Raw genomic sequence first — 25,729 nt, forward strand, 5'->3', positions numbered from 1 at the left:
AGGATTTCCATGAAACTAAAAATAGCTTTTTTATATTGTACTTTGCTGGCGTTGCCGCTGATTACTACAACAGCGTGCAGTGCTAATGTGGCGAATTCTGCCAATTCAGCTTTCACTGAATCAGTGAAGTCTATCGCCACAACTAATGGGGCAAATACTGCTGATACAAGCATAGAAACAAATCAACCAACGCTGATTACGAAGAAAGAAACGTTCTCAATAGAAAGCTTCACCACATTTGGTGGCAAAACCATTAATAACCTGAAAGTGGGTTGGGAAGCCTATGGGCAATTAAATACAGATAAGAGCAATGTTGTTCTTATTACTCACCATTTTTCGGGCACGTCTCATGCGGCGGGTGTATATGAAGAAAAAGATAAAAAAACAAGCCCTAACACAGGCTATTGGGATGCGTTAATTGGCCCTGGCAAAGCCATTGATACGGATATCTATTACGTTGTCAGTGTAGACAGTTTAGTGAATTTAAACGCCTATGATAAAAATGTTGTTACCACAGGTCCCGCTACTATTAACCCCGAAACCGGTAAGCCTTGGGGACTAGATTTCCCCGTGGTGACAATCCGCGACTTCGTAAATGTGCAAAAGGCGCTACTGGAAAGCTTAGGTATACAAACACTGCATGCGGTGGTTGGCCCTTCTATGGGGTCGATGCAGGCTATCGATTGGGCTAGTGCTTACCCAGACTGGGTGCCAAGAATGATATCGGTTATTGGCACGGCTGGAAGCGATGCGTGGACAACCGCCGCGCTCTCTCACTGGGCGATGCCTATTCGATTAGATGCTAACTGGCATGAAGGCAGCTACTCTCGACAAAACCAACCCACTGAAGGGCTTGTAGCGTCTTTAATGATGATTACCCAACATGCGTTGTACCCCACGTATTTTAACCAACAAGGTAATAAACTAGGATATCAAGCTGTGGAGCAAGCGCCGTTAGAGCACATTAACGCTCAGCACTCTATTGTGAAATGGTTAGAAAAACGCGCGCGCCAACGTGCTGAAAAAATGGATGCAAACCACCTTCTTTATTTAGTCCGCGCCTGCCAATTGTTTGTAGCTGGTCATGGTAATAGCTTGAAAGCAGGGCTTGAAAATATTCAAGCCGAAACTTTGTTCTTACCGGCATCCACCGATTTGTTACTTATGCCTTATTTAGCCGAGTCAGCTCACAATCAACTCAAAGGCTTAGGGAAAAAAAGCGAACTGGAAACACTGAATGGCCCCTTCGGACACCTTGAAGGAATTGTAAACGTGCAAGCCGAAGGCGAGCGCATTGCCGCTTTTCTTTCAAGCGCCTTATAAATACTAAAAAATGAACCGTTTAAATATGTGCAATGCTTACCAGCCAATCAAGCATTTAACTGTAGGAACCTGTTATGAAAACAACTTATAAAATACTGGCCAGCGTTTGTGCGCTTTACAGTAGCGTAGTGTTATCCAGCTCGGCTAATTCAGGCAATGGCCTACCACCGCTAAATCTTGATGTTGAGCAAGCTACGGTATCTGGCCTTTCTTCTGGTGGATACATGGCCACGCAGTTTCATATTGCACATAGCGACTGGGTGAAAGGCGCAGGTATTATTGCTGCAGGGCCTTATTATTGCGCGCAAAATGATATTACCACTGCATTAAACCAATGCGTAAATAAGGTAGATACGCCAATCAACCTAGATGCACTTTCCAGCGTTGCCGTAGACTATGCAAGCGAAGGCAGCATTGCGCCTTTAACGGGCCTTAAAGATGCCAAAGTATGGTTATTTCACGGTACTAACGATGTGCGAGTAACAGCACAAGCCAGCGATTTACTGTACCGCCAATACCAAAATTGGACAGACACTCAAAATATTGTGTACGTGAACGATCAAAGCGCAGCACACCACTTCCCTACCTTGAAAGAAGGCAGTAATTGCAGCGTTTCAGAAAGCCCTTTTATTGGTAACTGTAATTACGATGCAGCGGGCAGTATGTTAAATCACCTGTTACCCAACTTAACCGCACCCGACGATACCGTTTCAGGCAAGGTTTACACTATTTCTCAGCAAAAGCTTTCAGGAAGCGATGGCGAAACCTTGGCCGAAAAAGGATTTGTTTTTGTACCCGAAAACTGTGCAGAAGGTGAATCGTGCAGCTTACATATTAGTTTTCATGGCTGTAATCAATATGCCGAAGTGGTTGGCGATAGCTATGTAACAAAAACCGGTATCAATCGTTGGGCCGATGATAACAATATCGTTGTGTTGTACCCGCAAACTAAAAGATCGTTATTTATGCCATTAAACCCACAAGGTTGCTGGGATTGGTGGGGCTATTCTTCAGATGATTATGCAAATCGAAAAGGCGCTCAAATTTCTGCTGTTACTAATATGATTAAAGGGATTAACACAGGCGCTGCCAATAAAACAACGATGAATACAGGAACGGCAAACAATGACTAAGCGAACCGTATTTATAACTGGTGGTGCAAGCGGTATTGGCTTTGGTATAGCACAAGCCATGTCGAAAGCGGGGCATCATGTGATTATAGCTGATATTAATGAACAAGCTGCACAGCGCGCTGCGAACGATATTCTAAAAGAAGGTGGCAGTGCCAGTGCTATTGAGGTTGATGTGTGCAATGCTCAGCAAGTGGCGGCTTTACCCGACTTGCTCGAGGGGCAAAAAGTAGATGTATTGATTAACAACGCCGGTATTCAGCATGTCTCACGCATTGAAGACTTCCCAAGCGAAAAATGGCAGCAATTAATTAATATAATGCTGGTTGGCCCCGCGCTTTTAACCCAAGCGTTTTTACCTGGCATGCGAGAGCTAAACTTTGGCCGAATTATCAACATTGGTTCAATTCACTCCCTGGTGGCCTCCCCTTATAAATCGGCTTACGTGGCAGCAAAGCATGGCCTACTAGGGTTTGCTAAAACTATCGCCCTTGAAACCGGCGACTGTGATGTCACTATCAACACCCTTTGTCCGGCTTATGTTAAAACACCGCTGGTCGAAAAGCAGATTGCCTCACAGGCCAAAGAAAACAACTTTACAGAAGAGGAAGTGATCAACAAAATAATGCTTGAGCCCATGCCTAAAAAACAGTTTATTAGCGTAGATGAGTTGGCGGACACGGCGGCATTTTTAATGTCGGATAGTGCACGTAATATTACTGGCCAAACTATGGTACTGGATGGTGGCTGGACAGCCCGATAAACGTTGCGCTAAGGCTTTCCATTCGTAAAATATCTGTGCTAATGTCCTGACATCAGTAAGGAAAACACATTAGCACTACATGTCCTATCAAACCGTTGCTTTAATCGGCAAACCTCAGCACGCTGCTACTCATGACAGCTTAAATCTTTTGGCTCAATACCTCACCGCAAAAGGCTGTGAATTATTGGTTGAAGAGAGTATTTCAAAAGAATTAGAAAGTGATAATCATCGCGCATGCAACTTAGTTACTATTGGTAAAGAAGCCGACCTTGCCGTAGTAGTAGGCGGTGATGGCAGTATGCTAGGTGCAGCAAGGGTATTAGCGCGCTTTGATATCCATGTGGTGGGCGTAAACCGAGGCAACTTAGGTTTTTTAACCGATATCCACCCTGACGAAATTGTGCAGCAACTCGACCTTATTTTTGAAGGTGAATGCGTCGTTGAAAAACGCTTTCTACTAGATGTGGGTGTGTATCGTCATGAAAAACTAAAAAGTAGCAATTCCGCGGTGAACGAAGTGGTTCTTCACCACGGTAAAGTTGCCCACATGATGGAATTCGAAATTTATATTGATGACCAATTTGTGTTCAGCCAACGCTCAGACGGCCTAATTGTGGCAACCCCGACTGGCTCTACCGCCTATTCACTGTCGGCAGGTGGCCCTATCATCATGCCCAAGCTTGATGCCCTTACGCTCGTGCCTATGTTTCCACATACATTGAGCAGCAGGCCAATTGTAGTCGATGCCGATAGTCAAGTGTCGATGAAGGTATCGAAAGTTAACAGCGACTCACTACAAATCAGCTGCGACAGCCACATTGTACTTCCTGTGCTTCCTGGCGATGAAATACGCATTAATAAAAGTGAAGATAAACTTTATTTAGTGCATCCAAAGGGCTATAGCTACTTCAATGTACTGCGCAAAAAATTAGGCTGGGGTAGTAAGCTTTATTAAGTAACACGGAAGAAGTAAATTAATTTTACCTAACCTCTTTACATACTCAAAATACTGTATATATTTACATATACTGTATAAACATCGAGTATAGTTATGTTAGCGCATCTTTCTATTAGTAACTTTGCAGTGGTTAAGCAACTTTCAGTTAATCTTGAAAAGGGGCTCACTGCCATCACTGGGGAAACCGGTGCCGGTAAGTCTATTGCCATTGACGCTTTGAGCCTATGCTTAGGCGAGCGAGCTGATGCCAACGCGGTAAGAAGCACCGCGCCTAAAGCAGAAATCATTGCTCATTTCGCATTGGCCACAAATGCGAATGCAAAGCGCTATCTCGATGAACACGAACTTACCTCGGACGAGGATGAAAACAGCTGTTTCATTCGCAGAGTCATTTCAAAAGAAGGCCGCTCAAAAGCCTTTATTAATGGCATTCCCGCGTCACTACAACAATTGAAAGGTTTAGGTCAGCATCTACTTGCTATACATGGCCAGAATACGCACCTTCAGCTTTTAAAAGAAGATTATCAACGTCAGCTTGTTGATACTGTAGGTAACCACAAAGACAGCCTCTCAAATGTAAAACAGCACTATGCCTTATGGCGTGAAAAGCAAAAAATGTTGAGCGAACTACAAGCGCAAGCTCAGCAGCGTGAAGACAGATTACAGCTGCTTACTTACCAAGTTAGAGAGTTAGACGAATTTGCCTTAGAAGACGGTGAGTTTTCAGAGCTTGAAACTGAACATAAGCGCCTAAGCAACGGGCAAAGTCTTTTAGAGCAGGCACAAACTAGCTTTTATCACTTGTACGAAAGTGACGAAGGCAATGCACTGTCTATATTGCAAAATAGTATAGACCGTTTGGGTGAGCTTGAATCCCATGATGCGAGCTTGAGCCCCATTCTTGTTTTGTTAAATGAGGCAGCTATTCAAGTTGAAGAAGCGGCTGGGGAATTGCGCCATTATTGCGACGATTTAGAAATAGACCCACTTCGTTTACAACAAGTAGAAGCGCGCTATGCAAAAGCAATGGACTTAGCCCGTAAGCATAGTGTTATGCCAGAGGAATTATTTGCGCACCACCAAACCCTAGCCAGTGAGTTTGCTTCGTTGGGCGATCAAGAGTCTTTGTTAACCACGTTAGAAGATGAAGTAGATGAGCTGAAAGCACAGTATCTAAGCGAAACGAAAGTGTTATCAGAATGCAGGGTGAAAGCTGCAAACTATTTGGCAAGTGAAATTGAAATACAAATCCATCAGATGAACATGCCCCATGCGAAGGTAGCCATTGAGGTAAACTACGATGAGTTTAAAAAGCCATCAGCCTTGGGCCAAGATACGATTGAAATTAAAGTATCCACAAACCCAGGCCAAGCAGCGGACAAACTTGATAAAGTCGTATCTGGCGGTGAGCTTTCTAGGATAGGGTTAGCCATTCAAGTTATTGCCAGTGATAACCATGCTACGCCTACTATGATTTTCGATGAAGTAGATACGGGCATTAGCGGACCTACTGCATCTATTGTAGGAGGGCTACTTCGCCGCTTAGGCAAACAGGTACAGGTTATGTGTGTTACCCATTTACCTCAGGTTGCTGCTCAAGCGCATAACCAGCTCTTTGTTACCAAGCTTACCGACGGTGAAAGTACTGAAACTCAAATGTTGGCGCTAACGAAACAAGATAGAGTGGATGAATTGGCTCGCTTGTTGGCTGGCGACAAAGTAACCAAATCGGCGCTTGCTAACGCAAAAGAGTTATTGAAAAGCGCGCAATCGAACTAAAATGCAGTTGATTGGTCATACTTGTCGATGTAGCATGCCTTCGTGCTTACATTAACGCACCCCACCCGCCTTTATGCTGTTGGGTAACGAAGAAAAAGCAATACTGGACTGATTTACGCATGAAGTTGCAACATTTATTAATAATTTTAGGTTTAACCCTTACATCAAGCGCTTGTTCTAACTGGATTTATCGTATTGATGTGCCTCAAGGTAACTTTCTCGATCAACGAGACGTTTCAAAACTACGCATCGGCATGACTAAAGAACAAGTTATTTATGTACTTGGTAACCCAGTAGTACAAGATTCTTTCGATGATGATACTTGGTACTACGTTTACGATATGAAGCGCGGCATGAAAAAACGCGGTGAAGATTTCCAAAAGCAAATGGTTATTACATTTGAAGACGGCAAAGTAACGTCAGTAGAAGGTGACTTTGAACTGTCTGAAGATTTTAATACGCCGCTAGACAGTTAAGTAGCAATAAAGTTATGTACCAATAAACTTGGGTACAAAAAACTACCTAACGATATATAGCGAAGGAGCTTTTGTTTATGAACAGATTGCTCCTAGCTTGATATTGTTTTACTCAAGTTGCTTTACACAAGTTTCTCCCCTCGATTAATCTGTAACCCTCGCACGTTAAAGGAATATATTAATGGAACACGATTTTTGGCACAGCAAGTGGCATAAAAATGAAATTGGTTTCCATGAACCTGAGGGCAATGCACTTCTCGTTAAGCATGCTGATACCTTGTTAGCTGCCGCCTCACCGCGAATATTCGTACCGTTATGCGGTAAAACTAAGGATATCCATTGGTTGCTTGCTAACGGCTGCGAGGTGGTAGGTGCAGAGTTAAGTGAAATTGCGATCACGCAATTATTTACGGAGCTGGATATTGAGCCAGAGGTCACGTCCGTAGGTAGCCTTAAGCTTTTTAAAAATGGCCCGCTAAGTATTTTTGTTGGTGATATTTTTGAGCTAACCGACGAAACACTAGGTAACGTAACCGGTATTTATGACAGAGCCGCATTGGTCGCATTGCCGACCGCGCTTCGCGAGAAATATGCAGCGCATATTTGTACCATCACCAAACGTGCCCCCATCCTTTTGATAAGCTTCGATTATGACCAATCCGTCATGCCAGGCCCTCCATTTTGTGTCGACGAAACAGAAGTGACTCGCTTATATAATGCTAGTTATTCTATTTCGTTACTTGAACGTGAACCAATAGAAGGTGGCCTTAAAGGTAAAGTTGCTGCAGACTCATTGGTCTTCAACCTTCAACCTGAAGCATAATTAGTAAGGTTAAGCTGGGTGGCATAAGCGTTAGAAATGCCCCCACTTGCAATATATTGCCTAAAACGTTGCGTAACCCACCATTCTCTATGGTGAAGTAAATGCGATAATTTGCTCTAGACCAAATAATAATGCACCAATTAAGCCTCCGACCAAGGTACCATTGATTCGTACCTTTTGAAGATCACGCCCAATATTGAGCTCAATTTGCTCAGCCATTTCGTTCTCATCCCAACTATTGATTGTGTCTTCGATATGCTTGGTTAAAAAGTCCGCCAACTCTGGTGCCATGTATTTTCCAGCTTCACCAATATGGCGGTCAAATGCGCTCGATAAGCGTTCATCAGTGGTTAAAGAGTGGCCTAGTTCGTTTAGCCAATGTGTCACTTTGGTTTCTGCTTTTCCGCTTTCAGCGGTTAACGATTCAAGCATACGGCCATGTAACGATACCCAGCTTTTATTTAAAAACGCTTTAAGGGCAGGGTCATGAACCAGTTGCTCTTTATAATTATTGATACGTTGCGCCATCGAATCACTAGTTTGCACTTCGTGTAAAAAGTCATTTACCTGCTCGTCAAACGCGTGTCTTAGTGGATGAGCATCATCGGCATACACGTCATCAAGTACGCGAGAAACCGCTTTTACCGCGATCAGTGCTCCCCGTTCACTCAACCAGGTTGAGGGAAGTAGCTTTTCTAAACGGTTATGCTCTGTTTTAAGCCAATCTATGAGTGTGGCGGCAATATATTCCTGTGTTTCAGGCTCACCCATTAATTTAGCAACGTTTCCTAGCAACTTGTCTAGCACAAGCTGATGATGGCGCTCTCGGGTAATACTGCTTAACACAGTAGCTATCAGCTGTTGTAAGTCGAGTTGATTAATTCCTTTTTCTGCCGTTTTTCCAATGAAGGCTTTAACCGGTTTGTCATCCACTAGACGAAGAATACCGGCAAGTGCATCACATAAAAATCGGCTTAATTTTTTCGCATGTTGAGGGTCTTCCAACCATCGCCCAGCCCCTTTCGCAGGCTGGCTAGACGCAATGAGCGTTTCAATGGCACTCGCATGAAAAAACTTTTCTTTTACAAATTGTGATAGGTTTTGCGCTATCACTTTTTTATTGCTTGCGACAATATTGGTATGAGGGATGGGATACCGTGCAGGTATAGGCTTGAAAAGCGCTGTCACTGCAAACCAGTCAGCGAGCCCACCGACTAATGCGGCTTCGCTGGCCATTTTTATAAGCCCCAACCATTTAGCACTCGCCAAGCTGGGAACGTAAACTTGTGTAACAATGGCACTAACGAAAACACCCGCGGCTATCAATAAGCAAATTAATGCATTTTGCTTCGCGCGCTTTAACTGCGAATGTTTGTCGTGCATAAATTACATCCTTTTACCAAGTTCATCTAAAATTTGCTCACCATCTTCTTTAAAATACGGGCCTTGTGGCCATGAAGGTAGTAAATCGAGTACTTTTTCACTAGGCCGACACAGCCCAACACCTTTTTCCGTGCAAACTATAGGCCTATTTACCAAAACCGGATGTTTCAACATAGCATCAAGCAAAATATCGTCTAATACCGATTCATCTAATAACCCTAACTCTTCTGCAGGTGACTTTGTTGTTCTAAGCGCTTGTCTGGGGGTTAAACTAGCGGCAGCAAACAACCCAAGTAACTGAGATCGAGTCCAACCTTCTTTTATATAATCTACAACAATCGGCGAATAGCCAGCATCTTCAATAATTTTTAATACGTTACGGGATGTGCCGCAAGCGGGGTTATGGTGAATAACAATCATAAAAATAGCCCTTGAAAGAAATTACTTAATAAATTAATTATTCACACCGGCCACATATGGTATTTCATATTTATTATCATTTAAGTGTGTGTCCGACGAATCTCGAGTGTGTGTCCAATTATCGATTGTCGTCTTTTGTCGGCCTTTGTCATGGCCCTTTGCCTTCTGTCTGTCTTTATCTTTTTGTCTTCTTGTCGTTTAAGTGTGTGTCCAATTATCGAATAGCTGCCAGCGCTACTTTTACAATCAGGTTCTTACAGCGCTTAATTGTGCTAATTAAAACCACTCGAAAACCTAACAATTGGTGTATTTCGCTATTATCTAGCGAAGTTTTTAAAAGCCATAATTAAGACATGACAAGAAAAACTGTAAGTCACTGATAATCAATAAAAATCACTCTTGGCATGCTCTGTGAAAGATGATTATGAAAGATAACCAGATATTAATGCGTAATTTATAACGCTAAACACCACTGAAAAGGCTTTTCGATGAAAAAAACACTTATTGCCAGCACCCTATTCTTTGCAGCTACAACAATGCTTTCAGGCTGCGTCGTCCATGTTGGCCACGCTAGTGCTCAAGAGGGTGAAGATATTAGTAGCGTATTTGGTAGCGTAGATGTAGCAACACATCGTTCAGTAGGCGACCTTTCATCAGTCAATGGCGATGTATCACTTGAAGATCATGCCCAAGCCGAAGATATTAGTGTTGTCAATGGCAGTGTAGAAATGGGTTCTCACGTTCGCGTTGATGAAGTCAACATCGTCAATGGTGACCTTGATGCTGGTTCCCATCTGCATGTAGCCAACAGTATTGAAACGATGAACGGCGATGTAAGCATTGCACAACAAAGCACAATTCAAGGTAGCGTAGAGACCGTTAATGGTGATATTCGAATTGCTGACAGCATCGTTGAGAACAATATTGAGAGTATGAATGGAGACATCACCCTCAAAGGCGATACGTTAATTAAGGGCGACATTATTTACAAAATGCGTGACGAAGGCTGGCTGGAAAGAAATAGCACAAAGCCTAAGCTCACGATTGAAGTTGATGTGTCTATTGGCGGCTCAATAATTCTTGAACGCCCGGTAAATTTGGATATTGCTAACCCTGCACTGCAAGAAAAAGTGATTGTCAGTTATTCGTCTAGCAAGTAAGGTCTGGGCATTATCCCAAATGTAGACTGGTATGAACGAAAAACAAAAAATGTTATCCGGTGAACTTTACTATCCTAACGATCGTGAATTAACTGGGTTGCGTAAGGCCTGTCGGGTACAACTAGATGAGCTTAATGCTACATGTCAAACAGAGCACAAAGCTCGTACCCGTCAATTAAAGGCGCTTTTTGGCAGTACAGGCAAGCGCTTATACATAGAGTCATCTTTTAAGTGCGATTATGGAGAAAACATCCATGTGGGTGAAAATTTTTACGCTAATTTTAATTGCGTAATATTGGATGCTGCCAAGGTGACTATTGGCGATAATTGTATGATTGCGCCGCAAGTAGGTATATACACCGCAACGCACCCTATCAACCCAGTATCAAGGCAAATCGGTATTGAGTTCGCCAAGCCTATTACTATTGGTCACAACTGTTGGATTGGCGGTATGGCGGTGATAAACCCAGGCGTAACCTTGGGCGATAATGTGGTAGTGGCATCAGGAGCTGTTGTCACCAAAAGCTTCGGTGACAACGTTGTTATTGGCGGTAACCCAGCCAAAATCATTAAAAACATTGAAGTTGGCGAGGTATAGGCCCTCATATATGTACAGAACCTACGTATCTCTCTACGAGTAGCCCTCCCACCACGCTATTGGTGAGAGGGTTATAAATGTTTATCTAATGATAAGAGCCTAATCCCACTTGGGCGCGAAGTCTGGATTAACGATACGCTCACCGTTATCTAACTCATCGATGCGGGTAATATCATCATCCGTTAGAGAAAGTTCGGTATAAGAGAAATTTTGCGCCAAGTGCTTTTTATTGGTTGAAGAAGGAATGGTGTTAATCCCTTTTTTATCTAACCATGCCAATACCACCTGAGCGGGGTTAGAGTCATGCGCATCTGCAATAGCCGTTAATGTGTCATCTTTCATTACATCACCGACGGCAAAAGGCATATAAGCCGTTACGCCAATACCGCGCTCTTCACAAGCTTGTACAACCTGACGGTTCTGCATGAACGGGTGAAGCTCAATTTGGTTTGTGTATATCTCACCCTCACCCAGTATTTTCTCAGCCTGTTTAATCTGATCTATCGTGAAGTTAGACACCCCGATATGACGGGTCAAGCCAAGGTCTTTAGCTTGCTTTAAACGCATGAGGTAGTCTTCAAGGGAGATGTCGTCACCTGGGTAAGGCCAGTGAATAAGCAGTAAATCGACATACTCCACTTTTAGCTTCGACAAACTCTCGTGAACGCTAGGAATAAACTTATCTTCACTGAATGATTCATACCACACCTTGGTGGTAATGAATAAATCAGAGCGAGCGATGCCGCTGGTTTTAATAGCGTCGCCAACAAGCTCCTCGTTTTTGTATATTTGCGCGGTATCTACATGCCTGAAACCTACATCGAGTGCATCGGTTACAGCATTGAGTGCAGTATCACCTTCCAAACGAAATGTTCCCATTCCTAACTGAGGCATATCTTTCATATCAGTCTCCTTTTTTGTGCACGTTTATCAAATCATTGATGTGTTGTTCCTACGCACTCAAACCACGGGGAGATCGAATTCATTGAAAAAAGTTAATCCATGCAATAAGAGCATCAGCATTAATTCGAAAATTCGCCTATCTGCATCGAAAATGATAAAAAAAGTAGAAAATGGATCTACGAAAAAGTATCCTGCCCGCCATTAAATACATGCCTTGAAGCCCTAATGTTTAACCGTTTTTACCTGCTGATAATTTTATGCATTCCTGTCAGTAACTTAGCTATAGCGTCGGATATTAAACACCTGCGTGTCGGTGTTGAAGCTATGAATTATTACCCTGTAATGGACTTTACTACCCCGCAACATCGCGGTTTGTTAAGCGATATCATGACGAATTTTGGCGATCTGCATAATATTTCTTTTGAGTACATTCCCCTCCCCTTGCAAAGATTCAATCATTGGTTCGAAGACAATGCCATTGATTTTCGCTTACCTGACAACCCCAGGTGGACGCAAAGCAGTACTGCAGGTCTTATTTACGGTGAAGCGTTAGTAACAGTATGTGATACCTCGGTTGTGCTCACTGAAAACAGTGACATTCCAATGAATGAAGTTACTCGACTTGGTTTATTAAACGGCTTTACCCCAGCCGAAAAATGGCAACAAAAGCGTACTGACGGCACGCTGACTATTGCGAATGAGCGTTCGGTTCGTATCCTTACTCGCATGCTGTTGAACGGCTTAGTGGATGCTATTGATTTAAATATTGCGACGATTAAAAGTGAATTAGTGTCGCTGGGCTTACCTGAAGATTTAGTGGCGGTCGCAAAGAATATTTCTGCTAACGGGGTAAAGTATCGTATATCTACCCAGTCTCAACCAGATGTGTTAGCTAAGCTTAATCGTTATGTGATTGAAAACCGAGACTCAATAAATGCTAGGGCTCGTGAGTACGGCATTGCTGCTGGAACAAATTGCGACTAACTGTTTTAGCTGTAGGTTTTCGAAGCGTAAACTTGATATACACACCAGCGGTCTTGATTGACACAGCAGAGCACGTGATTGACACAGCAGAGCACGTGATTGACACAGCAGAGTACGTGATTGACACAGCAGAGCACTTGATTGGCAAAGTAGTACCAGAAGGATAATTTTGTAAAAAAAAACGGGCAAAGCCCGTTTTTCTAATCAATTTGTTCAGATTGCTGTTAACGCTTAGGCGTTCTCGCTACCCGCTTTTTAACACCGCCATTTTCTTTGCGTACCTTGTGCTTTTTCACAGAGCGACGCATACGGCTTAAACGTGCATGATCTAATTTGCCTTGGCGTACATCCACCATGGTTTGCGTTTCTTCAGGTAATTGCACAATATCACGTAGTGCGTTGACATCTTCTAAACCCAGCTCTACCCAAGCCCCTTGTGGCAAACGCTTTTGTAAGTCCATTGGACCGTATTTAACACGGATTAATCGGCTTACCTGCACACCTTGAGATTCCCACAAGCGTCTTACTTCTCGGTTACGCCCTTCTTTAAGCGTAACGTTGAACCAACGGTTCATGCTTTCTTCTTCAGAGCCTGGAGGGGCAACTTTGCCCGAAATGCTTAAGAACTTAGCTTCACCGTCTTCAAGTTGAACGCCCTTTTTCAAGGTATTTAACGTTTGATGTGTTACGTCACCAAATACACGTACAGCATATTCGCGCTCTACTTCACACTTAGGGTGCATCAAGCGGTTTGCAAGCTCACCATCGTTGGAAAACAACAATAGGCCGCTTGTGTTCATATCTAAACGCCCTACCGCAATCCAGCGGCCCATACGAATAGCAGGTAAACGGTCAAACACCGTGTCACGCCCTTCCGGATCGTGGCGGCTGCATAACTCTCCTTCAGGCTTGTTATACATTAAAACGCGGCATACAGGCTGTTCAGTTTGACGAGACAACAAGTGTCCATCAACACGAATCTGGCCACTCTCGTCAACACGGTCGCCCAATGTTGCCAATGTACCATTCACCGAAACGCGGCCTTGTTCAATCCAACGTTCCATTTCTCGTCGCGAGCCTAGCCCTTGATTAGCTAGTACTTTTTGCAACTTTTCAGTCATTTGTATCACTCTTTATTTGCTTGTTTTCGGTCGCACGGTCTGTTACCTCAGACGGTGCCTCATTTAACACCTTAAGCGACGAGGTGGACTCAATACTTTTTGCCATTTCATCAAAAGCATCAGAATTTGGAAGCTCTGACAATGATGAAAGCGAAAAGTAATCTAAAAAAGTATGGGTGGTGGCATATAACGCTGGCCTGCCTGGCACTTCTTTATGCCCCACTACTTTTACCCATTCTCGTTCTGTGAGTGTCTTCATTATACTACTGCTTACCGCTACGCCTCTTACTTGCTCAATTTCTCCACGAGTAATAGGTTGACGATAGGCAATAAGTGCCAAAGTTTCCAACATAGCGCGGGAATACTTTGGGGCAGTTTCCTGCCATAGTTTGCTCAACCATGGACTTAACGCATCCACAGATTGAAATCGGTAGCCACTGGCTACTTTAACTAATTGTATACCCCTAGGTTGATAATCTAAGGTTAGCTCATTAATAACTGTTTTTAAGGTTCTTTCTGCAACCGTGAAGTCACTTAGCACCGTATCTCTTAATTGCTGAATAGACACTGGGGCATCGGCAACGAAGATGGCGGCTTCAACCAGTTGTTTTAATTGAGCTGTTTTAATTTTTTTCATTATTACTCAACACTGCTGCCTAATTTTACATGAATTCGGGCGTAAGGACCTGCCTGAATACAAAAAATCAGTTGTTCTTTTACCAATTCTAAAATGGCTAGGAAGCACACCACCACACCAGCGCGACCTTCTTCCACCGTGAATAACCCCTCAAGTGGCGTAAATTCATTGGCGTTTATCAAACTAAGAATTAACGACATTCGTTCACGGGTACTTAAGGCTTCACGGGCAATGGTATGGTGTTCAAATGCCGCTGCCCGTTTCATTGCTCCACTAAACGCGAGGACAATTTCCGCTAGGCTTATCTCTGGCTCAATTCGCACTGGCGAAACACTGTCAGCTACCAATACCTGGGTATCAAAAATGTCTCGTTCTAAACGAGGTTGAATATCCAAGTCTTCAGCGGCTTGTTTAACCAGTTCGTATTCTTTTAGCCGCCTAATAAGTTCAGCGCGAGGATCTTCTTCTTCGTCGCTATCGCTAGTACGTTTAGGTAACAATAATCGAGATTTTATCTCGGCTAAAATTGCGGCCATTAATAGATATTCTGCCGCTAACTCTAGTTTTAACGACATCATGGCATCGACATATTCCATGTATTGCTTGGTGATTGTCGCCACCGGCAAGGTAATAATATCGAATTTTTGCTTTCGAATAAGGTACAGCAGAAGGTCGAGCGGCCCTTCAAACGTTTCTAAAATAACTTCTAGTGCATCAGGCGGAATAAATAAGTCTTCAGGCTTTTCTATTAACGCCTCGCCGTGAATAAATGCGAGCGGAAGCGGCTGCTGAATAGGCGATTGCTCACTGCTCATCTATACGCACTATTCAAAAGGGGCTGGATCGCCCGTGCCACGGCGCATGATGACAGGAGTATCTTCAGATAAATCAATAACGGTAGTAGGCTGCTCACCCAAATAGCCGCCATGAATGATAACTCCCACCTGCTTTTCCAAATTATCGCGAATAACATCAGGGTCAGACTCAGCCATAGTATTACCCGGCAATATAAGCGATGTCGACATAAGCGGCTCGCCTAAGGTTTCCAGTAGCGCTAACGCAATGGCGTTATCGGGCACGCGAATACCAATCGTTTTACGCTTAGGATTTTGCAAACGCTTAGGGACTTCACGGGTGGCTTTTAGCACAAAGGTGTATGACCCTGGCGTGTTATTTTTAATTTGTCTAAATGCCGTATTGTCTACCTTGGCGTAAATAGATAATTCAGACATATCTCGGCACATGAGCGTGAAGTTATGATCTTTGCCAATCTCTCGAATACGGCATAGTTGCTCTAGGGCTTTTTTGTCTTCCATTTGACAACCAATGGCATAGCCAGAATCGGTAGGATAAACCACTACCGCCCCTTCACGAATAAGCTCACAGGCTTGGTTCAACAATCGTTGCTGTGGATTTTCAGGATGAATATAGAAAAACTGACTCATAATAATGTCCTGTTCATGCCTATTGCTTGGCTTCTGTTACTATCTAGCTAAAGAAAGGCAGCTGATACCACCCTGCGAGCAGCTAGTCGCTAATCATTAAGACTAGGTGTAGGTGTAGATTGATTTACAGCGTCTGCAAATCCTTCTACCACAGGCCAATCGTGCCAAATAGGCGTTAAGTTACTGCTAATGCCCAAATTCTTACCTAGCTCTGTCCATCGTGATGGAAAGTGAAAATCAGAGCCTGCCGAGGCCAATAAATTATGGCTGGCAGCGAGTTCATTCACCAGCGCTTGCTTGTCTTTGCTAATACCTGGAAATGCGGTTTCAATTGCATCACCACCCGCTTGGGCAAATAAATCAACTAATCTGCGTAACCATTTTGCGGTCATATCGTAATGAACCGGGTGTGCTAACACAGCTTGTCCACCCGCGCCTTGGATCCACTCAATGGCAGTTTCCACACTAGGCCAATCCGCTTTTACTGCTGCACGCTTGCCTTTGCCTAAATACTTTTTAAAGGCCCCATTCATGGTGCCAACACCATAGTTATTCACCAGCACACGAGCAAAATGTGCGCGAGTGACCTGTCCTTCGCCCGCCAATGCCATGGCGCGTGGAAGTACACCTTCAAACCCACACTTACCCAACTTTTCAGCTATTTTTTCTGCTCGAGCTTGACGGGTTTGAGCCTGACCTTCTAGTTGCGCTAAAAATGTTGGGTTGGTTCTATCAACATTTAACCCCACAACGTGAATATCGAAACCATGCCAGTTGGTGGAAATTTCAACACCGTCAATAATTTTTAACGGCCGTTTTTGTTTCGCTTGCGTGTTATGCGCCGTTTCTAACCCTGCCACTGTGTCATGGTCAGTAATGGCTAGCACGTCAACCTGCATGGTGTGCGCGCGCAATATAAGCTCCTCTGCAGTGAGGTGCCCATCGGAGAATTTGGTATGGCTGTGGAGATCTATTTTCAAAGGCTTTTCAATAATTGGTTGACACAAAGGTGAATTTGTTTTCTTCTATACGCACAAGTATACAGATTTACGCCTTCGATAACTATCGATGTTCGTACAAGATTGAACCAAACACGAGTTTATTCATGCAATTAATGACAATCACAACAGCAACAATTATTGCTTCTTGGTGGTGGCACTCCCTCGATTAACGGGTGGTGTGCGCATTTGTGCGTGAATAAAACACAAAAGGCCCGTATTTACGGGCCTTTTTTTTATCTTTTTGCAGTCGGAGAGTGGCAAAAATGAGTTTAGCGGAACTGGGCACAACCCCAGGCAAAGTGGAAACAATTGAGCAAGTTGGGCATTACATCGACGACCCTCTTGCAGCCTTCGCACATATTTGTGCCAAACGTCCTAATGCCTTGTTGTTAGAGTCGGCAGAAATTGACTCTAAAGACGATTTACAAAGTTTATTGATGGTTCAAGCGGCCTTGCGCCTAGAATGCAATGGCAACCGAGTTGAGGTTAAGGCCCTAACGGCAAACGGCGCTTCCGTACTGCCGATTTTCAAAACGCAGTGCCCTTCAGGGGTAACATGCATTGACAGCACTGACACATCAGTCACCTTATTATGTGAATCTGCGGATGCGCAGTTGGACGAAGACAGCCGCTTAAAGTCTGCCAGTGTAATGGATACCTTGCGTATTATCGTGAAAAAAATAAAGCCTATTCGTCAACACCCTCACGCGCTCTTTTTAGGCGGTGTATTTGCCTATGACATGCTAGCAGGGTTTGAGTCATTACCTCATGTAGAAGATGGCGAAAATGATTGCCCTGATTTTGTGTTTTACTTGGCAGAAACGCTTATTACGGTAGATCACCAAACTCGTGAAACCCATTTAATTGGCAGCGTGTTTAGTGGCGAAGACGTGGCCCAGCAATATTTTGGGATTTCTCAGCGCTTAGAATCACTGCACCAGCAATTGCAGGCTATGCCTGAAACACCCACCTTAACTTCAGGTTCTGGTATTGATGGCGCTGTTAGTAATGGAGAGACTGCAGTAAGCGTAGATAAAAGTGATGAAGAATTCTGCAATAATGTGCTTGAGCTAAAACAACACATTCTGGCAGGGGATATATTCCAAGTGGTTCCATCGCGAACGTTCTCACTGCCTTGCCCTTCACCGCTTCTTGCTTATGCACATTTAAAAGAACAAAACCCCAGCCCTTACATGTTCTTTATGCAAGATGAAGCCTTTACTATTTTTGGTGCCTCACCGGAATCAGCGCTTAAATATGAAAGTGAAAGCAACCAAGTTGAAATTTACCCCATTGCTGGTACTCGCCCTCGCGGTAAACGCCCAGATGGCAGTATCAATCATGACTTAGACAGTCGTATTGAACTTAACTTGCGTGAAGACAACAAAGAGAAGTCTGAACACATCATGCTGGTCGACTTAGCTCGAAACGATGTGGCGAAAGTAAGCCGCCCGGGAAGCCGCTTCGTAAAAGACTTATTGAAAGTAGACCGCTATTCTCATGTTATGCACCTTGTATCTCGTGTTGTCGGCCAACTTCGTGATGACTTAGACGCACTACACGCTTATCAAGCTTGTATGAACATGGGCACTTTAGTGGGTGCGCCAAAAGTAAGTGCCGCTACATTGATTCGTGAAGTAGAGCAAAAACGTCGTGGCAGTTATGGTGGTGCAGTAGGTTATATAAATGGCCAAGGTGATATGGATACCTGCATTGTTATTCGCTCGGCATTCGTGAAAAACGGCCGCGCGTTCATACAAGCCGGTGCCGGTGTAGTTTATGACTCTATTCCACAAGCTGAAGCCGATGAAACCCGTGCAAAAGCGCAAGCTGTTATTAGCGCGGTTAGCGCAGCACTTAAAGCGGAAGCGGAGACACAAGCATGAGCATGACCATGAGCACCAAAACCACCTTATTCTTGCTCGATAACGTCGACTCTTTTACCTATAACTTGGTAGATGAGTTACGCGCGCTTGATTTAGAGATAAACGTATATCGCAACACCGTGTGCGCCGATATGTTATTTGAGAAAATGCAAGAGCAAGCTACCAAGAGCCCAGTATTGCTAATGCTATCGCCAGGCCCAGGCGCACCTAGCGAAGCGGGCTGTATGCCAGCTTTACTTGAAAAAGTTGCAGGTACCTTTCCTGTACTAGGCATTTGCTTAGGACATCAAGCCATTGTTGAATACTATGGCGGCATTGTGGGCCGCGCTACGCAAGTAATGCACGGAAAAAGTTCTGCTATCATCCATTCAGAAAAAGACATGTTTACAGACCTGCCACAGCCATTACATGTAGCTCGTTATCATTCGTTAGCCGCACAAACACTCCCTGACGCTCTTGAGCCTTGTGCATCGTGTGTTAATGATGATGGCTCTGAAACCGTCATGGCCGTGTTTAATAAAACTGATAAAATGCTGGGATTTCAATTTCACCCTGAGTCGATATTAACGGCCCAAGGTAGTGTGTTGCTAAAGCAAAGCATCGACTATTTAACGCAACAAGGATAAAGCCATGTTTGACGCTACTCCATTACTTGAAAAACTTATCAAACAAACGGCGCTGTCTCAAACCGAAGCTTACACATTGTTCAACAGCATTATGCACGATGAACAAAGCGAAGCCGTTATTGCAGCCGTGCTCACAGCTTTAAAAATCAAGCATGAATCACCAGGTGAAATTGCCGGTGCGGCTAGTGCCATGGTGGCGAACGCCAAACCATTTCCTGCCCCCACCTACCCGTTCGCCGACATCGTAGGCACAGGTGGAGATGGACATAACACCATCAATATTTCGAGCGCAGCGGGTGTTGTTGCCGCAGCGTGTGGTGTGAAGGTGGCCAAACATGGCAACAGAAGTGTATCGAGTAAATCTGGCTCCGCCGATTTGTTCAAACAGTTCGGGTTGAATTTGGAAATTACCCCAGAATTGTCGAGAAAATGCTTAGATGAAGCAAATTTCACATTTCTTTTTGCGCCGGTTTATCACGCTGGCATGCGCTTCGCAGCCCCCGTCCGTGCTGCCCTGAAGACTCGAACCCTATTTAATATACTAGGTCCACTAGCCAACCCAGCGGGTCCAACCCATGGTGTGTTCGGCGTTTACTCTCCCGAACTGCTTGAACCTTACGCAAAAACCCTTATGCTTCTTGGCCAACATCGCGCCATGATTGTTCACGGCGACGGCTTAGATGAACTTGCTCTGCATGGGGAATCTATCATTTACGATCTTGAGCACGGTGATATTCGTAAGTTAACCGTGACCGCTGAAGACTTCGGTCTTTCCTCATACCCATTATCGGCCATTGAGGGCGGCGAGCCGGAAGAGAACAAGAAATACATTGAAGCTGCGTTAGCCGGTGAAGGCCATGAAGCCCATCGTGCTGCCATTGCCATGAACTGCGGCGCACTACTTAAAGTTACTGGTACCGCCGATTCATTTAAAGACGGTACCGAGATGGCCATGCAGGCTATGAAAGACGCAAAACCTTTGGCGGTATTAAACCAAGTTGCCAAAATCAGTCAGGAGGTCAGCACTGATGCCTAATGTGCTAGAAAAAATTGTTGCCGATAAACGCATTGAAGTTGATGCCAGAAAAACGGCTTTGCCCCTCGAGAACTTTAAAGCAGATTTAATGCCTTCGAACAAAAGCTTGTTTGAAGCATTGAACGAGCAGAATGCGGGCTTTATATTTGAATGTAAAAAGGCCTCGCCCTCAAAAGGGCTTATTCGCGAACATTTCGACCTAGATGAAATTTTAGCCGCATACACACCCTATGCCGCGGGCATTTCAGTACTTACTGACGAGAAGTATTTTCAAGGTAAATTTGAATATTTGGCCTACGTTACAGAACGTGTAGCACAGCCTGTGTTAAACAAAGATTTCTTTATTGATACTTATCAGGTTTATTTGGCTCGTCATTACAACGCTGATGCCGTGCTGCTAATGCTAAGCGTGTTAGACGATGCGCAGTATCGTGAACTTGCCACCGTGGCCAATAGCTTGTCGTTAGATATTCTTACTGAAGTGAGTAACGAAGAAGAAATGCATCGCGCCATTGCCCTTGAAGCAAACATCATTGGCATCAACAACCGTAACTTACGCGACTTATCCACTGATTTAGCGACCACAGAACACTTGGTGCCTATGCTGGAAAAGGCTACGCACGACTTTGTTGTGATTTCAGAATCTGGCATTTATACCCATGAAGATGTACTTCGCTTAAGCCCGCTTTGCCAAGGTTTCTTGGTAGGCAGTGCACTTATGTCGCAAGCTAATTTAAATCGTGCTGTTCGCAGCGTAATTTTCGGTTCGGTAAAAGTTTGCGGGTTAACCAGTGCTGCACAAGCACAACTTGCATTTGAAAGTGGCGCCAGTATGGGGGGGCTGATCTTTGCTGAGAAATCTCCTCGCTGCGTCACCGAATCTACTGCAAAAGATATCGTAGAAACCGTTGAAGGCGATTACGTAGGCGTGTTTGTAAATCACGACATCGATTATGTTGCCAAGTTAGCTACATCGCTCTCGCTAGCCGCCGTTCAATTGCACGGCAGCGAAGATGCAGCATATCGAGCAACGCTGAAAAACGCCCTGCCAGCAAGTTGTGAAATATGGCAAGCCGAAGGCGTGAAAGGCGCATTGCCTGAGCAACTACCTCAGCTATTAGAAGACGAGAATATCGATTATGTACTGCTTGATTGCCAAGTAGGTAATGCCAAAGGCGGTACAGGTGAAAGCTTCGATTGGCGATTGTTAGACAATATAGCCAACAAGCAAAAAATTATTCTAGCCGGTGGAATTAACGCTACCAATATTGCCCAAGGCATTAACGTAGGCTGCGCAACCATCGACGTAAATTCAGGGGTAGAAAGTGCCCCAGGCGAAAAGTCGGCTGAAAAGTTAGCCGAGCTATTTTCAATTTGTCGCCGCTATTAACACTTAGGACAACGCATGAATCAATTAGATACAAAATTTGGAGAGTTCGGTGGCATGTATGTGCCAGAACTACTTATTCCTGCACTGGACCAACTAGAAAAAGCGTTTCTAGATGCGAAAGATGATCCTAGCTTCAATAAAGAGTTTTTGGGGTTATTAAAAGATTACGCAGGTCGCCCAACAGCGATGACGCTAACCCGTAATTTGGTAAGCAACCCTAAGGTAAAATTGTACCTTAAACGTGAAGACTTACTTCACGGTGGTGCCCACAAAACCAACCAAGTATTGGGTCAGGCGCTATTAACAAAGCGTATGGGTAAAACCGAAGTGATTGCAGAAACTGGCGCTGGCCAGCACGGCGTTGCTACGGCGTTAGCATGCGCACTATTAGGCCTAAAAGCCCGTATTTATATGGGTGCTAAAGATGTAGAGCGTCAAGCGCCTAACGTTTTCCGTATGAAGCTAATGGGTGCAGAAGTTATTCCGGTAAATGCTGGCTCTGGCACACTTAAAGATGCGGTAAACGAAGCCATGCGTGATTGGTCTGCTAATTACGATACAGCACATTATCTGTTAGGTACGGCTGCGGGTCCTCACCCATTCCCAACAATCGTACGTGAATACCACCGCATGATTGGCGAAGAGACCCGTGCACAAATTTTAGAAAAAGAAGGCCGTTTGCCAGATGCTGTTGTGGCTTGTGTAGGTGGTGGTTCAAATGCCATTGGCATGTTTGCTGATTTCATCGACGAACCTTCTGTAAGACTTGTGGGTGTTGAGCCTGCCGGTAAAGGGGTGCACACCAAAGAGCACGGCGCCACTATTGTGACCGGGACCAAAGGTATATTGCACGGCGCTTACACCTTCATTATGCAAGACCATGAAGGTCAAATTGAAGAGAGCTACTCAGTTTCTGCCGGATTAGACTATCCTGCAGTTGGCCCTCAACATGCTTATTTAGCCGAAACTGGTCGTGCTGAGTACGTTGCAGCTACTGATGAAGAAGCCCTTAACGCGTTTCAATTGCTTGCACGCAAAGAAGGTATTATTCCTGCGCTTGAGTCTTCACACGCCCTTGCACACGCATTAAATATGGCCGACGAAGCAGAAGAAGAAACCATTATTGTGGTGAACTTATCTGGCCGTGGTGATAAAGACTTGGCTCATGTAACAAAAATTTTAGGGGACAAACTGTAATGGAAAGATATGCAGAAATGTTTGCGCGCCTAGACGCAAAAAATGAAGGCGCTTTTGTTCCCTTCGTAATGATAGGCGACCCTGACTTAGCGCAATCTGAAGCGATTATTTGCCAGTTAGTAGAAAGTGGCGCCGATGCTTTGGAATTGGGTATCCCTTATTCAGATCCAATCGCTGATGGCCCTACTATTCAAGCCGCTAGTATTCGTGCCCATAAAAGTAAGGTTTCAGTAGCCAATTGTTTTGAATTACTTGCTCGCGTTCGTAGTAAGTACCCACAAGTTCCTATTGGTTTGCTTTTATACAGTAATCTAGTAATGGCACAATCAATCGATGGTTTTTACAAAAAAGCCAGTGATGCAGGTGTCGATTCTATTTTGGTTGCTGATGTTCCTATCCGCGAAGCTGCGCCATTTCAAAAAGCAGCAGATGCCAATGGCATTTCACAAATATTGATTGCTCCGCCGAATGCGACCGATGAAACCATGGAAAAAATTGGTGAATATTCGAAAGGCTATACCTACTTGTTAGGTAGAGCTGGGGTTACGGGCGCTGAGACTGCGGTTGAAATTCCTGCCGCGGAATTGATTGCACGACTAACAGCACACAAATGTGCACCTCCATTACTTGGGTTTGGTATTTCTACGCCAGCACAAGTTAAGTCGGCTATTGATGCTGGTGCAGCAGGTGCTATTTCGGGCTCCGCTACAGTGAACTTAATTGCGGCAAACTTAGACGACAATAATGCGATGCTAAGTGCATTAGGTGAGTTTGTTCAGTCTATGAAAGCGGCTACTGCTAAAGATTAAGGATTAGGTGTCATAATATGCTTTATATGATTTGCGCTACCGATGTAGCAAATAGCTTAGAAAATCGTTTAGCGGCCCGCCCTGCGCATCTAGCGCGTTTAAATACGTTAAAGGATGAAGGCAGGTTAGTGATAGCTGGCCCCTTCCCCGCTATCGACAGCCCAGATCCTGGCCCAGCAGGTTTTACAGGTTCATTGGTGGTAGCAGAGTTTGAATCGCTAGAGGCGGCGCAAGCGTGGGCAGATGCCGACCCTTACATTGAAGCGGGCGTCTACGAAAGCGTAATGGTTAAGCCATATAAGAAAGTGCTTCCTTAGCGGTGATTGAGCTGCGCCTATTTATGGTTTTATAACGAGTAAAGGCGCTATGGCAAGCTTTTAAGCCCTTTGTGGAAAATACGTTAATCAAGCAATGAGCTTCGATTTTCGCCAATAAAAAAGCCTGAGAGAAATGCTGACGCATTCCTTTCAGGCTTTTTTGTGTGCACCGCTAAATTGGACACACACTCAAATCCAAACCATTTTTAAATTTGGACAGTCACTCCAATTATGCGTTCGGCTGGCTAATTAGCACTTATTACCTACCGACATTTAGTTGGAAACACTTAGTTGGACACACACTCATCCAAACTGTTTTAGCTACAATGTGACTTTGTCGTGTTCACCCATTTCATCTGGTGAAATGGTTTTACCCGTCATCAGTTTAAACATCCCTTTAAGAGAAGGGTCTGCTTCCCAGATTTCGGCATCCGCCAAATTAAATCGCAGCATAAGTAGATTAGGATCGTCCTTACCTTTCTCGTACCATGCCTCAACGCCGTTAGACCAATATTTATCAATAATGTCTTGGCGAGTTTCCTGAACTAAAGTTCCTCGGATGCATGCAAATACATCATGCCCTTTCGACGAAAACTGTACCATTGCTTCGCCACCTTCAGCGATACGATTATCCTTGGTGGTATAAAACCAAAATTCGCTATTAGCATGCTTATCGAGCTGGGCACGCATTGGCTCAGAGTGCGTATTTTTACCAGTAAGACTTACCATTACATTTGGGCTGCTAGACATAGCTTCCCACATTGCCGTTTTAATATCGTGCGACATATTCCCTCCGTTGCATACAATTAAAATAAACTTACCTAATTACAATTCACACTGCGTGCCAGAAAGAACATTAATCACTACAGACGAGGCCATACAAGGGATATACAAACAAGGCGCCCTGTAAAAACGTAAAGCATTTCGTACTAGTACCTATAACCTATTCACTCTTACAGTAAGTTTTTCACACCAACTAAAATTGAGAACTAATATTGGACACACACTTTAACTTAAGAAAAAGTTGGACAGTCACTCAAACGTGAGTGGCTTCTGTCACCTATAAACTTAAAACTTGAGTGTGTGTCCAATTCAGTAGTTAGTTGAATTTCTTGTAGACTTAAGTGACTGTCCCACATTCATTCTTGCACTTCAGGCTTGATACTAAGGCTTTATGTACACGCTCAATTTAGCAAGGTAGACTTATACAGACATTCAGTAATGGTTCAGCTCCGGTCTATATACTAGATATCTATCGGGCTTTGCCTGCTTTTTTGGTGAGGATATATGGTGAACACACTTCGCGCGGTGGCTTTAGTGCTAACCCTGTTTATATGCAGTGGTGGTAGTGCCTTTGCGCAGCAGGAAAAGAGTGGCGAATTAAGCAAGAGCCAAGCTGTGGAACGTGCCCGTCAGGTCGAAGCTGGACGTGTACTTCGTGTAAGCCAAACTAACCAGAAGTACCGCGTTAAAGTTTTAAAGGAGTCGGGCCGTGTAGTCTCTGTTGACGTAGACAAGCGCTCTGGAAAAGTGAAGACATCTAAGAAAAATTCAAAGGATTAAC

At 44.2% G+C, this 25,729-nt stretch carries 27 protein-coding genes; 18 read left to right on the forward strand and 9 right to left on the reverse strand.

From position 1 onward, the window contains the following. Positions 1-9 precede the first annotated feature (9 nt). The 7 genes from R1T43_RS13625 to tmpT all read left to right on the forward strand — a co-directional run bounded on the left by R1T43_RS13625 (position 10) and on the right by tmpT (position 7,252). Positions 10-1,323 (forward strand): homoserine O-acetyltransferase family protein, encoded by a 1,314-nt coding sequence (locus R1T43_RS13625; protein WP_317349787.1) that lies wholly within the window; start codon positions 10-12, stop codon positions 1,321-1,323. A 74-nt stretch (positions 1,324-1,397) separates the two neighbouring features. Continuing rightward, positions 1,398-2,456: a PHB depolymerase family esterase gene (locus tag R1T43_RS13630; RefSeq protein WP_317349790.1), complete on the forward strand. Its 1,059-nt coding sequence runs from the start codon at positions 1,398-1,400 to the stop codon at positions 2,454-2,456. After that, complete coding sequence (locus R1T43_RS13635) at positions 2,449-3,216, forward strand: 3-hydroxybutyrate dehydrogenase (protein WP_317349793.1); 768 nt, start codon at positions 2,449-2,451, stop codon at positions 3,214-3,216. Before R1T43_RS13630 ends, R1T43_RS13635 begins: the two co-directional genes overlap by 8 nt. A 79-nt stretch (positions 3,217-3,295) precedes the next feature. Then, positions 3,296-4,171, forward strand: a complete 876-nt coding sequence (gene nadK / locus R1T43_RS13640) for an NAD(+) kinase (protein ID WP_057792762.1) — start codon at positions 3,296-3,298, stop codon at positions 4,169-4,171. Positions 4,172-4,267: 96 nt separating this feature from the next. Then, on the forward strand, positions 4,268-5,953 hold the full coding sequence (recN, locus tag R1T43_RS13645) for a DNA repair protein RecN (RefSeq protein WP_211069465.1): 1,686 nt from the start codon (positions 4,268-4,270) through the stop codon (positions 5,951-5,953). A 119-nt stretch (positions 5,954-6,072) separates the two neighbouring features. Then, on the forward strand, positions 6,073-6,429 hold the full coding sequence (locus tag R1T43_RS13650) for an outer membrane protein assembly factor BamE (protein ID WP_057792766.1): 357 nt from the start codon (positions 6,073-6,075) through the stop codon (positions 6,427-6,429). A 181-nt stretch (positions 6,430-6,610) separates the two neighbouring features. After that, positions 6,611-7,252 carry a thiopurine S-methyltransferase gene (gene tmpT / locus R1T43_RS13655; protein ID WP_317349797.1) on the forward strand — a complete coding sequence of 214 codons (642 nt, stop codon included), beginning with the start codon at positions 6,611-6,613 and terminating at the stop codon, positions 7,250-7,252. 87 nt (positions 7,253-7,339) lie between these two features. Here tmpT and R1T43_RS13660 read toward each other — a convergent pair whose 3' ends face one another. Together R1T43_RS13660 and arsC are read right to left on the reverse strand one after the other, a co-directional pair. Then, positions 7,340-8,635, reverse strand: a complete 1,296-nt coding sequence (locus R1T43_RS13660; RefSeq protein WP_317349799.1) for a DUF445 domain-containing protein — start codon at positions 8,633-8,635, stop codon at positions 7,340-7,342. 3 nt (positions 8,636-8,638) lie between these two features. Continuing rightward, a complete protein-coding gene (gene arsC / locus R1T43_RS13665) occupies positions 8,639-9,055 on the reverse strand; it encodes an arsenate reductase (glutaredoxin) (protein WP_410548975.1) in 417 nt (138 codons plus the stop codon). Positions 9,056-9,543: 488 nt separating this feature from the next. Between arsC and R1T43_RS13670 the strand changes: the two genes are divergently transcribed. Together R1T43_RS13670 and R1T43_RS13675 are read left to right on the forward strand one after the other, a co-directional pair. After that, positions 9,544-10,215, forward strand: a complete 672-nt coding sequence (locus R1T43_RS13670) for a DUF4097 family beta strand repeat-containing protein (RefSeq protein ID WP_317349802.1) — start codon at positions 9,544-9,546, stop codon at positions 10,213-10,215. 31 nt (positions 10,216-10,246) lie between these two features. Then, on the forward strand, positions 10,247-10,813 hold the full coding sequence (locus R1T43_RS13675) for a sugar O-acetyltransferase (RefSeq protein WP_317349805.1): 567 nt from the start codon (positions 10,247-10,249) through the stop codon (positions 10,811-10,813). Between the two features lie 99 nt (positions 10,814-10,912). Here the strand turns inward: R1T43_RS13675 and dkgB are convergent, their stop codons facing one another. Continuing rightward, positions 10,913-11,716 carry a 2,5-didehydrogluconate reductase DkgB gene (dkgB, locus tag R1T43_RS13680; RefSeq protein ID WP_317349808.1) on the reverse strand — a complete coding sequence of 268 codons (804 nt, stop codon included), beginning with the start codon at positions 11,714-11,716 and terminating at the stop codon, positions 10,913-10,915. A 324-nt stretch (positions 11,717-12,040) separates the two neighbouring features. On the opposite strand from dkgB, the gene R1T43_RS13685 reads away from it, so the two are divergent. Beyond that, positions 12,041-12,700, forward strand: a complete 660-nt coding sequence (locus R1T43_RS13685; protein WP_317349810.1) for a hypothetical protein — start codon at positions 12,041-12,043, stop codon at positions 12,698-12,700. 224 nt (positions 12,701-12,924) lie between these two features. Here the strand turns inward: R1T43_RS13685 and rluB are convergent, their stop codons facing one another. The 5 genes from rluB to R1T43_RS13710 all read right to left on the reverse strand — a co-directional run bounded on the left by rluB (position 12,925) and on the right by R1T43_RS13710 (position 16,883). Next, positions 12,925-13,821 carry a 23S rRNA pseudouridine(2605) synthase RluB gene (rluB, locus tag R1T43_RS13690; RefSeq protein ID WP_317349812.1) on the reverse strand — a complete coding sequence of 299 codons (897 nt, stop codon included), beginning with the start codon at positions 13,819-13,821 and terminating at the stop codon, positions 12,925-12,927. Continuing rightward, complete coding sequence (gene scpB, locus R1T43_RS13695) at positions 13,814-14,458, reverse strand: SMC-Scp complex subunit ScpB (RefSeq protein WP_317349814.1); 645 nt, start codon at positions 14,456-14,458, stop codon at positions 13,814-13,816. Before scpB ends, rluB begins: the two co-directional genes overlap by 8 nt. A 2-nt stretch (positions 14,459-14,460) precedes the next feature. After that, positions 14,461-15,273 (reverse strand): ScpA family protein, encoded by an 813-nt coding sequence (locus R1T43_RS13700; RefSeq protein WP_317349817.1) that lies wholly within the window; start codon positions 15,271-15,273, stop codon positions 14,461-14,463. A 9-nt stretch (positions 15,274-15,282) separates the two neighbouring features. Then, positions 15,283-15,903, reverse strand: coding sequence for an L-threonylcarbamoyladenylate synthase (locus R1T43_RS13705; protein WP_062086778.1), 621 nt, complete (start codon positions 15,901-15,903; stop codon positions 15,283-15,285). An 89-nt stretch (positions 15,904-15,992) separates the two neighbouring features. Next, positions 15,993-16,883 carry a PHP domain-containing protein gene (locus tag R1T43_RS13710; protein ID WP_317349821.1) on the reverse strand — a complete coding sequence of 297 codons (891 nt, stop codon included), beginning with the start codon at positions 16,881-16,883 and terminating at the stop codon, positions 15,993-15,995. A gap of 284 nt (positions 16,884-17,167) precedes the next feature. On the opposite strand from R1T43_RS13710, the gene R1T43_RS13715 reads away from it, so the two are divergent. From R1T43_RS13715 to R1T43_RS13745, 7 genes are read left to right on the forward strand one after another with little or no spacing between them, the layout of a single operon-like run. Continuing rightward, the gene (locus R1T43_RS13715; protein WP_317349824.1) at positions 17,168-18,790 is read left to right on the forward strand and encodes an anthranilate synthase component 1; all 1,623 of its coding nucleotides are present in this window, start codon (positions 17,168-17,170) and stop codon (positions 18,788-18,790) included. Then, positions 18,787-19,416, forward strand: coding sequence for an aminodeoxychorismate/anthranilate synthase component II (locus tag R1T43_RS13720; RefSeq protein WP_410548976.1), 630 nt, complete (start codon positions 18,787-18,789; stop codon positions 19,414-19,416). The genes R1T43_RS13715 and R1T43_RS13720 overlap by 4 nt, the downstream gene beginning before the upstream one ends. A gap of 4 nt (positions 19,417-19,420) precedes the next feature. Continuing rightward, positions 19,421-20,452 (forward strand): anthranilate phosphoribosyltransferase, encoded by a 1,032-nt coding sequence (gene trpD / locus R1T43_RS13725; RefSeq protein WP_317349825.1) that lies wholly within the window; start codon positions 19,421-19,423, stop codon positions 20,450-20,452. Beyond that, the gene (gene trpCF / locus R1T43_RS13730; protein ID WP_317349826.1) at positions 20,445-21,842 is read left to right on the forward strand and encodes a bifunctional indole-3-glycerol-phosphate synthase TrpC/phosphoribosylanthranilate isomerase TrpF; all 1,398 of its coding nucleotides are present in this window, start codon (positions 20,445-20,447) and stop codon (positions 21,840-21,842) included. Before trpD ends, trpCF begins: the two co-directional genes overlap by 8 nt. 15 nt (positions 21,843-21,857) lie before the next feature. Beyond that, complete coding sequence (gene trpB / locus R1T43_RS13735; RefSeq protein WP_061997530.1) at positions 21,858-23,039, forward strand: tryptophan synthase subunit beta; 1,182 nt, start codon at positions 21,858-21,860, stop codon at positions 23,037-23,039. Then, complete coding sequence (trpA, locus tag R1T43_RS13740; RefSeq protein ID WP_211069480.1) at positions 23,039-23,848, forward strand: tryptophan synthase subunit alpha; 810 nt, start codon at positions 23,039-23,041, stop codon at positions 23,846-23,848. The genes trpB and trpA overlap by 1 nt, the downstream gene beginning before the upstream one ends. A 17-nt stretch (positions 23,849-23,865) precedes the next feature. After that, the gene (locus R1T43_RS13745) at positions 23,866-24,165 is read left to right on the forward strand and encodes a YciI family protein (protein ID WP_211069481.1); all 300 of its coding nucleotides are present in this window, start codon (positions 23,866-23,868) and stop codon (positions 24,163-24,165) included. Between the two features lie 321 nt (positions 24,166-24,486). On the opposite strand, the gene R1T43_RS13750 is transcribed toward R1T43_RS13745, so the two are convergent. Beyond that, positions 24,487-24,951 (reverse strand): pyridoxamine 5'-phosphate oxidase family protein, encoded by a 465-nt coding sequence (locus tag R1T43_RS13750; RefSeq protein ID WP_211069482.1) that lies wholly within the window; start codon positions 24,949-24,951, stop codon positions 24,487-24,489. Between the two features lie 501 nt (positions 24,952-25,452). Here R1T43_RS13750 and R1T43_RS13755 point away from each other — a divergent pair. Next, the gene (locus R1T43_RS13755; RefSeq protein WP_211069483.1) at positions 25,453-25,728 is read left to right on the forward strand and encodes a PepSY domain-containing protein; all 276 of its coding nucleotides are present in this window, start codon (positions 25,453-25,455) and stop codon (positions 25,726-25,728) included. Position 25,729: the final 1 nt, after the last annotated feature.

Origin of the sequence: Alteromonas sp. CI.11.F.A3 (assembly GCF_032925565.1) — a bacterium.
Classification (GTDB): Bacteria; Pseudomonadota; Gammaproteobacteria; order Enterobacterales; family Alteromonadaceae; genus Alteromonas.